The organism is Streptomyces sp. NPDC021096 (genome assembly GCF_040641275.1).
Lineage (GTDB): Bacteria > Actinomycetota > Actinomycetes > Streptomycetales > Streptomycetaceae > Streptomyces.
Genome location: NZ_JBFADG010000009.1, coordinates 43,262 through 55,399 on the forward strand (window position 1 = coordinate 43,262; position 12,138 = coordinate 55,399).

Consider the following 12,138-nt stretch of genomic DNA (forward strand, 5'->3'; position numbering starts at 1 on the left):
GCCTGACCTCTTCGAACCCCGAGGACGCCCCGGTGCCGCTACTGCGCGCCGGGGCGTACCAGTCCGCTCTCGTAGGCGTAGACGGCGGCCTGCACGCGGTCGCGCAGCCCCAGCTTCGTCAGCACGTGCCCCACATGCGTCTTGACCGTCGTCTCGCTGACGAACAGGTCCGCCGCGATCTCGGCGTTCGACAGGCCGCGGGCGACCAGCTTCAGCACCTCGACCTCACGCTCGGTCAGGGTGTGCAGGGTGTCCGGCAGCGGCTCCTCGCCCGACGGCAGATGCCCGGCGTACTTGTCCAGCAGCCGCCGCGTGATGCTCGGCGCCAGCATCGCCTCGCCGCCCGCCACCACCCGGATCGCCTGCACCAGCTCATGGGCGGGCGCGTCCTTCAGCAGGAACCCGCTGGCCCCCGCGCGCAGCGCCTCCACCACGTACTCGTCGAGGTCGAACGTGGTCAGCACCAGCACCTTCGCCGGGCCGTCGCGCTCCGGCCCGGTGATCTGCCGGGTCGCCTCGACGCCGTCCATGCGCGGCATCCGGATGTCCATCAGCACCACATCGGGCTGCAGGGCCCGGACCTGGTCGAGCGCCTGCAGACCGTCCCCGGCCTCCCCGACGACCGCCAGGTCCTGTTCGGCCTCCAGGATCATGCGGAAGCCGGTGCGCAGCAGCGGCTGGTCGTCGACCAGTAGGACGCGGATCGCCACAGGAGAACTCCTTCGCTAGACCGTGTCCATTCTGCCCTGAGCGGCCTCGCCCGGGGCAGCCGGTCCGTCGGCGGCCTGCTGGCGCTGCCCGGGAACGGGCAGCGGATACGGCGGGGGAGTGCCCCCGAATTCCGGGCACAGGGCCTGGTGGTCGCACCAGCCGCACAGCTTGGTGGGCCGCGGCCGCCAGTCGCCCGTCTCCGTGGCGAGCGAGATCGCCTCCCACAGGGCCCGCAGCTTGCGCTCCACCCCCAGCAGCTCCGCCTCGACCGGGTCGTACGTCAGCACGTCGCCGCTGCCGAGGTAGACCAGCTGCAGCCGGCGCGGCACCCGGCCGCGCAGCCGCCACACCACCAGGGCGTAGAACATCATCTGGAACAGGGCGTCCCCGCGGTACTGCGGGGCGGGGGCCTTGCCCGTCTTGTAGTCCACGATCCGCACGTCGCCGGACGGCGTCACGTCCACCCGGTCGACGATGCCCCGCAGCTTCAGCCCCGACTCGCCCGCACCCTCGATCACCGTCTCCACGAAGAGCTCGCGCTCGGCCGGCTCCAGCCGCGTGGGGTCCTCCAGCTCGAACCAGCGCTCGACCAGCCGCTCCGCCTCGCCCAGCCACGTCGCCAGCCGGTCCGGATCGTGCGAGCCGTCCTCCCGGTGGAACAGCTGCGCCAGCTCCGGCCGCGCCGCCAGCAGCTTCTCCCACTCACCTGGCAGCAGGGAGCGGGCCCGCGGCGGCGTCCGCTCGGCCGCCGGGGCGTCGAAGAGCCGCTCCAGCACCGCGTGCACCACGGTGCCCCGGGTGGCGGCGGGGCTCGGCTTCTCCGGCAGCCTGTCGATCACCCGGAAGCGGTAGAGCAACGGGCACCGCATGAAATCGGCCGCGCGCGACGGCGACAGCGAGGCCGGGCGCACGGCCCCCGACGGGGCGGCGCTGCGGTCCCCGGCCGGCTCGTCGGCCTGCCCGGCGGAATTCTCGGTGGCGGTATCCATGACAGAGACCCTACGGCCCGTCACTGACAGTCGGACGCATACCATCGACGGTAGACCCCCTCGCACTGCATGATCGTGGCAGCGCACCAGGCGGGTGCGGGGGGCCGGATCCGACGAGGGGACACCGTGGACAACAGCGGGCAGGGCCAATCCGGCGGCGGGGGCGCGGGCCGACCGACCGGGCCCGGGGACCGCAAGCCGCAGCGCCCGCGCGAGGCCGGCGGCGGCATCCTCATGGGCCGCCCCTTCGGCGTGCCGGTCTACGTCGCCCCCAGCTGGTTCCTCGTCGCGGCCCTCATCACCTGGGTCTTCGGCGGCCAGCTCGACCGCGTCCTGCCCGAGCTCGGCCGCGCCCGCTATCTCGTCGCCCTCTTCTTCGCCGTGGCCTTCTACGCGTCCGTGCTGGTCCACGAGCTCGCCCACACCGTGGCGGCCCTGCGCTTCAAGCTCCCCGTGCGCCGCATCCAGCTGCAGTTCTTCGGCGGCGTCTCCGAGATCGAGAAGGAGAGCGAGACCCCGGGCCGCGAATTCGTGCTCGCCTTCGTCGGCCCCCTGCTCTCCCTCGTCCTGGCCGGCGTCTTCTACCTCGGCATGCTCGCCGTCCAGCCCGACTCGGTGCCCGGCGTCCTGCTCGCCGGCCTGATGGTCTCCAACCTGCTCGTCGCCGTCTTCAACCTGCTGCCCGGCCTGCCCCTGGACGGCGGCCGGATGCTCCGCGCCGTCGTCTGGAAGATCAGCGGCAAGCCCATGACCGGCACCGTCGCCGCGGCCTGGGTCGGCCGGGCCCTGGCCGTCGCCGTCCTGGTCGGCCTGCCGATGCTCACCCACGGCGGCGGCCTCGGCGGCAGCGACTCCGCGGACTTCGGCGGCGTCGACATGCTCACCGACGCCCTGCTCGCCGCGATCCTCGCCGCGATCATCTGGACCGGCGCCGGCAACAGCCTGCGCATGGCCCGGCTGCGCGAACACCTGCCCGCCCTGCGCGCCCGCGCCCTCACCCGGCGTGCCGTGCCCGTCCAGGCCGCCACCCCGCTCTCCGAGGCCCTGCGCCGGGCCAACGAGGCCGGCGCCCGCGCCCTGGTCGTCGTCGACGGTCAGGGCGGCCCCACCGCCCTGGTCCGCGAGGCCGCCATCGTCGCCGTCCCCGAGCACCGCCGCCCCTGGGTGGAGGTCGGCACCCTCGCCCAGGAGCTCACCGACGGCATGCGCCTGTCCGCCGAGCTGTGCGGCGAGGAGCTCCTGGAGACCCTGCGCGCCACCCCCGCCACCGAATACCTGGTCGTCGAGGACACCGGCGAGGTCTACGGCGTGCTGTCCACCTCCGACGTCGAGCGCGCCTTCGTGGCCGCCATGGCCCGGCCCGCGCCCTGAGCCTCGTGGTGCTGGGCCCCTCCCGCGCCCGGTAGGCTGGTCACATGTCCGAACCGACCGGTGCCGCCCGCCGTCGCGGCCCCTTCCAGGTCGGGGACCAGGTCCAGCTCACCGACCCCAAGGGACGCCACTACACCTTCACGCTCGAGGCCGGGAAGAACTTCCACACCCACAAGGGTTCCTTCCCCCACGACGAGCTGATCGGTGCTCCCGAGGGCAGTGTTGTCCGTACCACGGGAAACGTCGCCTACCTCGCGCTGCGCCCCCTGCTCCCCGACTACGTCCTGTCCATGCCCCGCGGTGCCGCCGTGGTCTACCCCAAGGACGCGGGGCAGATCCTGGCCTTCGCCGACATCTTCGCCGGCGCCCGCGTCGTCGAGGCGGGAGTCGGCTCCGGCTCGCTCAGCGCCTTCCTGCTGCGCGCCATCGGCGACCAGGGCATGCTGCACTCCTACGAGCGCCGCGCGGACTTCGCCGAGATCGCGCAGGCGAACGTGGAGCGCTACTTCGGCGGTCCGCACCCCGCCTGGCAGCTCACCGTCGGCGACCTGCAGGACAACCTCTCCGACACCGACGTCGACCGGGTCGTCCTCGACATGCTCGCGCCCTGGGAGTGCCTGGAGGCCGTCTCCAAGGCGCTGGTGCCCGGCGGCATCCTGTGCTGCTACGTGGCGACCACCACCCAGCTCGCGCGGACCGTGGAGTCTATCCGTGAGATCGGCTGCTTCGCCGAGCCGCAGCCGTGGGAGTCGATGATCCGCAACTGGCACGTGGAGGGCCTCGCGGTCCGCCCGGACCACCGGATGATCGGCCACACCGGCTTCCTGGTCACCGCCCGCCGTCTCGCCGACGGCGTGGAGCCCCCGATGCGCCGCCGCCGCCCCGCCAAGGGCGCGTACGGCGATGACTACGAGGGCCCCAACAAGGGCTGACCCCCCGCACGACCCATGGGCGCCGCCGCCGGGACCGCACTTCGCGGAACTCGGCGGCGGCGCCTCTTCGTTGGGGGTGTGCGCGGGCCCGTGGGTCGCCGTTCCGCGACGGGCGGGCGTGTGGCACGATGCGGAAGATCCTCGTCCCCGCAGCTCTCACAGGAGTCGTGCGCGTGCAGCCAGCAGGACCCGAGTCCCACCCGCACTCCCGTCCCCGCCCCCTCCACTGGCTCGCCACCGCCACGGCGCTGGCCGCCGTGCTCGCCGGTGCGGCCCTCCTCGGCCCCGGCGACGCCACGGCCACCGCACCCGCCCCCGCGGGCGCTCCCGACGCGCTCGCCGCCCGTTATCCCGTCGACTGCGGCCCCGCCAGGGCCGAGGTCGTCCGGCAGGTCCCCGCGGACCTGGACGGCGACGGGCGGGCCGAGACGGTCGCGGTCGTGCGCTGCCCCTCGGGGGCGGGCACCCGGCCCAGCGGCGTCCACGTCCTCGCGCACCCGGCCGCCCCGGGGGCCGCGCCCCGCGTCGTGGCGACCCTCGTCGACGCCGGGCAGGGGATGAGCGTCACCGGCCTGGAGGCGGCCGGAGGGACGGTTTCGGCCACTCTCCTCGGCTATTCCTCCGCGAGCGTGCCGCGCTGCTGCCCGGACAGGCGCCGGCTGGTCAAGTGGCACTGGAGGGAGGGGAAGTTCATCCTCGCGCCCCAGCCGGCGGCGGGGAGTGTGTGATCCGTTACGCGGTGTTATTCCGCGTCCGGTCCGTAAACTTCGACCTTGTCCGAAACGCGCCGGACATGGATGCAGTCGCCCGGGCATTCCTTCGCCGAGTCCCGGACGTCGTTGAGCAACGGCAGCGGTACGGGCGTGGTGGCACCCTTGTCCTGGAGCAGCTCGTCGTCGGGGCTCTTCACATAGGCCAGACCGTCGATGTCCAGCTCGAAGACCTCGGGTGCGTACTGTGCGCAGATGCCGTCCCCGGTGCACAGGTCCTGGTCGATCCAGACTTCCAGTTCGCCGAGTCCGTCTTCCTGCACGGTCATCTCGCCTGCCGTTCCCTACGTATGTGAATCAATTGGAGCCAGCACTGACGGGTGTTGACCGAGTCGACGATACAACCGCCCGCTTTCCGATGTTGGTGGGTGGGTATCCCCCTCACGTGAGGACGTGCGCAAGGGTGAAGATCGGACACACTCCGACCGGGTTTGTGATCTAGGGGTTTCAACCTGCACCGGCCCAGGTAGGGTCAGGAAGCGTCCAGCTCCCCTTGGAGGAGGTGAGGACCGTGGCAGCCCACGACGACGACATGAACCGCGGCATCCGGCCGGGACGAGGGTCTGACGACCCCGCGGGCCAGGTTGCCTATCTCGAGCAGGAGATCGCCGTCCTGCGACGCAAGCTCGCCGACTCTCCGCGTCACACGAGGATTCTCGAAGAGCGGATCGTCGAGCTCCAGACGAACCTGGCCGGCGTGTCCGCACAGAACGAACGGCTCGCGAACACCCTCCGTGAGGCCCGCGACCAGATCGTGGCCCTCAAGGAGGAGGTGGACCGGCTCGCCCAGCCGCCGGCCGGCTTCGGCGTCTTCCTGCACGCCAACGAGGACGGCACGGCCGACATCTTCACCGGGGGCCGCAAGCTCCGGGTGAACGTCAGCCCGAGCGTCGAGATCGAGGACCTCAGGCCCGGCCAGGAGGTCATGCTCAACGAGGCGCTCAACGTGGTCGACGCCATGGCGTACGAGCGCCACGGCGACATCGTCACCCTCAAGGAGATCCTCGAGGACGGCGAGCGCGCCCTGGTCATCGGGCACACCGACGAGGAGCGGGTGGTGAGGCTCGCCGAGCCGCTGCTGGACACCACCATCCGCCCCGGTGACGCCCTGCTGCTCGAATCCCGTTCCGGCTACGTCTACGAAGTCATCCCGAAGAGCGAGGTCGAGGAACTCGTCCTCGAAGAGGTCCCGGACATCGACTACACGAAGATCGGCGGCCTGGGCAACCAGATCGAGCTGATCCGCGACGCGGTCGAGCTGCCCTACCTCTACCCCGACCTCTTCAAGGAGCACGAACTGCGGCCGCCCAAGGGCGTGCTGCTGTACGGCCCGCCCGGCTGCGGCAAGACGCTCATCGCCAAGGCCGTGGCCAACTCCCTTGCCAAGAAGGTCGCCGAGGTCACCGGCAAGCCCGCGGGGAAGAGCTTCTTCCTCAACATCAAGGGCCCCGAGCTGCTCAACAAGTACGTCGGCGAGACCGAGCGGCACATCCGGCTGATCTTCCAGCGCGCCCGGGAGAAGGCCAGCGAGGGCACGCCGGTCATCGTCTTCTTCGACGAGATGGACTCCCTCTTCCGCACCCGCGGCTCCGGGGTCAGCTCGGACGTGGAGAACACCATCGTCCCGCAGCTGCTCTCCGAGATCGACGGCGTGGAGGGCCTGGAGAACGTCATCGTCATCGGCGCCTCCAACCGCGAGGACATGATCGACCCGGCGATCCTGCGCCCTGGCCGGCTCGACGTGAAGATCAAGATCGAGCGTCCGGACGCGGAAGCCGCCAAGGACATCTTCTCCAAGTACCTGACCGAGACCCTCCCGCTGCACGCGGACGACCTCGCCGAGCACGGCGGGTCGGCCCGGGCCGCCGTCGACGGCATGATCCAGTCCGTCGTCGAGCAGATGTACGCGGAGTCCGAGGAAAACCGCTTCCTCGAGGTCACGTACGCCAACGGCGACAAGGAAGTCCTCTACTTCAAGGACTTCAACTCCGGCGCGATGATCCAGAACATCGTGGACCGGGCCAAGAAGATGGCCATCAAGGCCTTCCTCGACCACAACCAGAAGGGCCTGCGCGTCTCCCACCTGCTCGCCGCCTGCGTGGACGAGTTCAAGGAGAACGAGGACCTGCCCAACACCACCAACCCGGACGACTGGGCCCGCATCTCCGGCAAGAAGGGCGAGCGGATCGTCTTCATCCGCACCCTGGTCACCGGAAAGCAGGGCGCGGACACGGGCCGCTCCATCGACACCGTGGCCAATACCGGCCAGTACCTGTAACACCGCCGTCCGGCTGCGGATGTCCCTGTTGTTCTCATTCCCCCCGCCTCCCGGCGGGGGGAGACCAGGGCGTCCGCAGCCGGACGCGTTTTGCCCCACCTGTGGGACTCGTACGACGACCTGTTCCGCGCACCGCACGAACCGGAGCAATGACTGTAATGATCTCCCCAGCGCCGCAAAGCCGTTCTAGGCTCTTCGGTACCGCCGCGCAGCGCAGTGGGGGATCGGAGACCGTATACGGACCGGAAGCGCAGCGGTACTTGAGCGCCGACCCCACCAGGGGGCGCCGCCGGGCAAGGAGGGCCGCATGACCGTACGGCGAGTAATGGGCATCGAGACGGAGTACGGGATCTCCGTCCCCGGTCACCCGAACGCCAATGCCATGCTCACCTCGTCCCAGATCGTCAACGCCTACGCGGCCGCGATGCACCGGGCACGCCGTGCCCGCTGGGACTTCGAGGAGGAGAACCCGCTGCGGGACGCCCGTGGTTTCGACCTCGCCCGCGAGGCCGCGGACTCCAGCCAGCTCACCGACGAGGACATCGGCCTGGCCAATGTCATCCTCACCAACGGCGCGCGTCTGTACGTCGACCACGCCCACCCCGAGTACAGCTCGCCGGAGATCACCAACCCGCGGGACGCCGTCCTGTGGGACAAGGCCGGCGAGCGCATCATGGCCGAGGCCGCCGAGCGCGCCGCCCAGCTGCCCGGCGCCCAGCCCATCCACCTCTACAAGAACAACACCGACAACAAGGGCGCCTCCTACGGCACGCACGAGAACTACCTGATGAAGCGGGAGACCCCGTTCTCGGACATCGTGCGCCACCTGACGCCCTTCTTCGTCTCCCGCCAGGTCGTCACCGGGGCCGGCCGCGTCGGCATCGGCCAGGACGGCCACGAACACGGCTTCCAGATCAGCCAGCGGGCCGACTACTTCGAGGTCGAGGTGGGTCTGGAGACCACCCTCAAGCGCCCCATCATCAACACCCGCGACGAGCCCCACGCCGACGCCGAGAAGTACCGCCGGCTCCACGTGATCATCGGCGACGCCAACCTCTCCGAGATCTCCACCTACCTCAAGCTCGGCACCACCGCCCTGGTCCTGTCGATGATCGAGGACGGCTTCATCGCCGCCGACCTCGCCGTCGAACAGCCCGTGCGCACCCTCCACCAGGTCAGCCACGACCCCTCGCTGCGCCGTCTGATCACGCTCCGCAGCGGCCGCACGCTCACGGCCGTCCAGCTGCAGATGGAGTACTTCGAGCTGGCGCGCAAGTACGTGGAGGACCGCTTCGGGGCGGACGCCGACGAGCAGACCAAGGACGTGCTGACCCGCTGGGAGGACGTCCTGAACCGGCTCGAGCACGACCCCATGAGCCTGGCCGGCGAGCTGGACTGGGTGGCCAAGCGCGAGCTCCTCGAGGGCTACCGCCGCCGCGACGGACTGGACTGGGACGCGGCCCGGCTGCACCTGGTGGACCTGCAGTACGCGGACGTACGCCCCGACAAGGGCCTCTACAACCGCCTCGCGGCCCGCGGGAAGATCAAGCGCCTGCTCGACGAGGCCGACGTGCTCCGCGCCCGTACGGCTCCGCCCGAGGACACCCGGGCCTACTTCCGCGGCCGCTGCCTGGAGCAGTACGCCGACGACGTGGCCGCCGCCTCCTGGGACTCGGTCATCTTCGACCTGCCCGGCCGTGACTCCCTGCAACGGGTCCCCACCCTGGAGCCACTGCGGGGCACCCGCAACCACGTCAAGGAGCTGCTGGACCGCTGCCGCACGGCGGAGGAACTGGTCCGGGTCCTCTCGGGCGGCTGATGAAGACACCTTCCGGCGATGGCCGGGGGAGGGTCTGAGAAGCGCGTGAACCGGGAATCATCACGGTGGTTCCGGGACGTTGTAGCAAGTGCAGGGCCTGTGCCGGACCCTGCTTGTAGGGTCTGATCTTGTACGTCTCGTGTACGTGTACGTCGAAACCGAGCGGGGTGAGGGGTATGGCGACCAAGGACACCGGCGGCGGGCAGCAGAAGGCCACGCGTTCGACAGAGGAGGTCGAGGAGCAGGCGCAGGAGGCGCAGGCATCCGAGGACCTCAAGGAGCGCCAGGAGAAGCTGTCGGACGACGTGGACTCCGTGCTGGACGAAATCGATGATGTGCTCGAAGAGAACGCCGAGGACTTCGTGAGGTCCTTCGTCCAGAAGGGCGGGCAGTAGGCGAGCACCCCGTCCCGTGTCCCGGGCAGGGGTGCGGGACGGACGGCTCGCCGGCCCGGCGGTAGGGTCCGGACAGTATTTCAAGATCTCTTCGAAGGAATCGTGTGGAAGCCAACTTTCCTGGTACGGGGCGTCTGCCGGCTGCCTTCCTGACGCCCGGTTCGTCGTCGTTCATGGACTTCCTCGGCGCGCACCGGCCCGAGCTGCTGCCGCGCAACCGGCAGCTGCCCGCGCAGGGCGTCCTCGAGGCCCCGCACGGGACGACCATCGTGGCCGCGACGTTCCCCGGCGGCGTGGTGCTCGCCGGTGACCGCCGGGCCACGATGGGCAACATCATCGCGCAGCGGGACATCGAGAAGGTCTTCCCGGCCGACGAGTACTCGGCCGTGGGCATCGCGGGCACGGCCGGTCTGGCCGTGGAGATGGTCAAGCTCTTCCAGCTCGAGCTCGAGCACTTCGAGAAGGTGGAGGGCGTCCAGCTCTCGCTGGAGGGCAAGGCGAACCGGCTGTCGACGATGATCCGCAGCAACCTCGGCATGGCCATGCAGGGCCTGGCCGTGGTGCCGCTCTTCGCGGGCTGGGACGTCGACCGGCAGAAGGGCCGCATCTTCTCCTACGACGTCACCGGCGGCCGCTCCGAGGAGCACGGCTTCTCGGCCACGGGCTCCGGATCGCTGTTCGCGCGCGGATCGCTCAAGAAGCTCTTCCGGGAGGACCTGACCGAGGGGCAGACCACCACGCTCGTCGTCCAGGCGCTCTACGACGCCGCCGACGACGACTCCGCGACCGGCGGGCCCGACCTCGCGCGCCGCATCTATCCGATCGTCACCGTCATCACCGAGGACGGCTTCCGCAAGCTCACCGAGGCGCAGTGCTCCGAGATCGTGCGCGCCATCCACGAGCGGCGGCTCGAGGAGCCCGACGGCCCGCGGGCCGCACTCCTCTGATCCCCTCGATACCGACGGAACCCCACACAAGACAAGAAGGGACGGACAGCGGTGTCGACGCCGTTCTATGTCTCACCCCAGCAGGCCATGGCCGACCGCGCCGAGTACGCCCGCAAGGGCATCGCCCGCGGCCGCAGCGTCGTGGTGCTCCAGTACAACGATGGCGTTGTCTTCGTCGCCGAGAACCCGTCCCGGGCGCTGCACAAGGTCAGTGAGATCTACGACCGGATCGCCTTCGCGGCGGTCGGGAAGTACAACGAGTTCGAGAATCTGCGCATCGGCGGCGTGCGCTACGCCGACCTGCGCGGCTACACCTACGACCGGGACGACGTCACGGCCCGTGGTCTGGCCAACGTCTACGCCCAGACGCTGGGCGGGATCTTCTCCAGCGCGGCCGAGAAGCCCTACGAGGTGGAGCTGATCGTCGCCGAGGTCGGGGCGGGCCCCGAGGACGACCAGATCTACCGGCTGCCGCACGACGGCTCGATCGTGGACGAGCACGGCTCGGTCGCCATCGGCGGCAACGCCGATCAGATCAGCAGCTATCTCGACCAGCGCCACCGGGACGGGATGACGCTGGCCGAGGCGCTCAAGCTGGCGGTCGAGTCGCTGACCCGCGACACCAACGGCAGCGAGCGCACGCTGAGCGCCGAGCAGCTGGAGGTCGCGGTCCTGGACCGCAAGCGGCCGCAGCAGCGGAAGTTCAAGCGGTTGCTGGGGCGGCAGCTGTCCCGGCTGCTGGAGGAGGGATCGGGGGCGTCCTCCGAGGCCGGTGCGGCCGAGGCGGCCGAGGAGGAGTAGGCCCCGGCCGGACGGGCTGGATTTCCAGCCCGTCCGGCGTTTGAGGACCGGGGTCCGGGGCGGAGCCCCGGTTACGGAGACGCCACCGACGACGACGCGCGCGGCACCAGTTCCACCGGCAGGGACGTCGGCGGCACCGCCGCGCCGTCCAGTACGGCCACCAGCGCCCGCATGCCCGCCTCGCCGACCGCCTCCGCGGGCAGCCGGAGGGTGGTGAGCTCCGGTTCGAGGGCGGTCGCCAGCGGCAGGTCGTCGAAGCCCGTCACCGAGACGTCGTCCGGCACCCGCAGTCCGAGCCTGCGGGCCGCCTTGCAGGCGCCCGCCGCCAGGGTGTCGCTGTCGCAGATCAGCGCCGTGGGGCGGGGCCCGGGGGCGGTGAGGGCCCGCTCGGCGGCCAGCCGGCCGGCCGTCACTTCCAGCGCGGCGGCCTCGGTGCGGACCACCGTGCCCGCGGTCCCCCGCAGCGTCTCGGCGAGAGCCCGCGCCCGGACGCGGAAGGTCCAGGAGTCGACGTCGGCCGCCAGGTGCGCGAAGCGCCGATGGCCGAGCGCCAGCAGGTGTTCGGTCACCTGCCGTATTCCGTCGGCGATGTCGGGGTTGACCGTCGCCGCCGCCTCCGGCCGCTCCGGATCGCTGTCGAGCATGACGAGCGGCAGCCCGCCCTCGCGGATGTCCGCCAGGGCCTCGGCCGCCATCGAGGACGCGATGACGCCGTCCAGCGTCGCCCGTGCGGAGGCGAAGGGGTCGCGGGCGGGACCGGTGCCCTCCGGGGACGGATAGAGCACCACGCCCACGCCGTGCTCGGCCGCGGCCCGGGCCGCGCCCGTGTAGACGCGGGCGAAGAATTCGTTGGTGAGGGCCGGTACGACCAGCAGCGCGGTCCGGGTGCGCCCCAGGCGCAGGTCCCGGGCCGCCAGGTTGGGGCGGTAGCCCAGCTCCCGGGCGGCCGTGCGCACGGCCTCGGCGGTCGGCTCGGAGACCCGGCCCCGCCACTTCTCGCCCATCACCAGGGAGACGGTCGCCTGCGAGACCCCCGCCGCGCGTGCCACGTCCCGGCTGGTGGCGCGGGCCGCGGCCGCGTGCCGCCCCCGGACCGTGGGCCAGCGCGGCCCGCTCCCCCCGTCG

The 12,138-nt window shown here is 71.1% G+C and carries 12 protein-coding genes; 8 read left to right on the plus strand and 4 right to left on the minus strand.

Annotated features, from left to right (window positions below; all coding sequences use genetic code 11):
* Positions 1-38: 38 nt before the first annotated feature.
* Complete coding sequence (locus AB0G59_RS15110) at positions 39-710, minus strand: response regulator transcription factor (protein ID WP_071961902.1); 672 nt, start codon at positions 708-710, stop codon at positions 39-41.
* 15 nt (positions 711-725) lie between these two features.
* Positions 726-1,700 (minus strand): PD-(D/E)XK nuclease family protein, encoded by a 975-nt coding sequence (locus AB0G59_RS15115; protein WP_360911634.1) that lies wholly within the window; start codon positions 1,698-1,700, stop codon positions 726-728.
* Positions 1,701-1,826: 126 nt separating this feature from the next.
* Between AB0G59_RS15115 and AB0G59_RS15120 the strand changes: the two genes are divergently transcribed.
* The 3 genes from AB0G59_RS15120 to AB0G59_RS15130 all read left to right on the plus strand — a co-directional run bounded on the left by AB0G59_RS15120 (position 1,827) and on the right by AB0G59_RS15130 (position 4,731).
* Positions 1,827-3,071, plus strand: a complete 1,245-nt coding sequence (locus AB0G59_RS15120; RefSeq protein ID WP_360911636.1) for a site-2 protease family protein — start codon at positions 1,827-1,829, stop codon at positions 3,069-3,071.
* 44 nt (positions 3,072-3,115) lie between these two features.
* The gene (locus tag AB0G59_RS15125; protein WP_190108897.1) at positions 3,116-4,003 is read left to right on the plus strand and encodes a tRNA (adenine-N1)-methyltransferase; all 888 of its coding nucleotides are present in this window, start codon (positions 3,116-3,118) and stop codon (positions 4,001-4,003) included.
* A 173-nt stretch (positions 4,004-4,176) separates the two neighbouring features.
* A complete protein-coding gene (locus tag AB0G59_RS15130; RefSeq protein ID WP_360911639.1) occupies positions 4,177-4,731 on the plus strand; it encodes a hypothetical protein in 555 nt (184 codons plus the stop codon).
* Positions 4,732-4,745: 14 nt separating this feature from the next.
* Here the strand turns inward: AB0G59_RS15130 and AB0G59_RS15135 are convergent, their stop codons facing one another.
* The gene (locus AB0G59_RS15135; protein WP_360911641.1) at positions 4,746-5,042 is read right to left on the minus strand and encodes a ferredoxin; all 297 of its coding nucleotides are present in this window, start codon (positions 5,040-5,042) and stop codon (positions 4,746-4,748) included.
* Positions 5,043-5,284: 242 nt separating this feature from the next.
* Between AB0G59_RS15135 and arc the strand changes: the two genes are divergently transcribed.
* The 5 genes from arc to prcA all read left to right on the plus strand — a co-directional run bounded on the left by arc (position 5,285) and on the right by prcA (position 11,013).
* Positions 5,285-7,051: a proteasome ATPase gene (arc, locus tag AB0G59_RS15140; protein WP_360911643.1), complete on the plus strand. Its 1,767-nt coding sequence runs from the start codon at positions 5,285-5,287 to the stop codon at positions 7,049-7,051.
* 307 nt (positions 7,052-7,358) lie between these two features.
* Positions 7,359-8,870: a depupylase/deamidase Dop gene (dop, locus tag AB0G59_RS15145; RefSeq protein ID WP_360911645.1), complete on the plus strand. Its 1,512-nt coding sequence runs from the start codon at positions 7,359-7,361 to the stop codon at positions 8,868-8,870.
* 176 nt (positions 8,871-9,046) lie between these two features.
* Positions 9,047-9,265, plus strand: coding sequence for a ubiquitin-like protein Pup (locus AB0G59_RS15150; protein WP_030918434.1), 219 nt, complete (start codon positions 9,047-9,049; stop codon positions 9,263-9,265).
* A 104-nt stretch (positions 9,266-9,369) separates the two neighbouring features.
* Positions 9,370-10,212, plus strand: coding sequence for a proteasome subunit beta (gene prcB, locus AB0G59_RS15155; protein ID WP_360911647.1), 843 nt, complete (start codon positions 9,370-9,372; stop codon positions 10,210-10,212).
* 51 nt (positions 10,213-10,263) lie between these two features.
* Complete coding sequence (gene prcA, locus AB0G59_RS15160; RefSeq protein WP_360911649.1) at positions 10,264-11,013, plus strand: proteasome subunit alpha; 750 nt, start codon at positions 10,264-10,266, stop codon at positions 11,011-11,013.
* Between the two features lie 71 nt (positions 11,014-11,084).
* On the opposite strand, the gene AB0G59_RS15165 is transcribed toward prcA, so the two are convergent.
* Positions 11,085-12,062 carry a LacI family DNA-binding transcriptional regulator gene (locus tag AB0G59_RS15165; RefSeq protein WP_360911880.1) on the minus strand — a complete coding sequence of 326 codons (978 nt, stop codon included), beginning with the start codon at positions 12,060-12,062 and terminating at the stop codon, positions 11,085-11,087.
* Positions 12,063-12,138 lie beyond the last annotated feature (76 nt).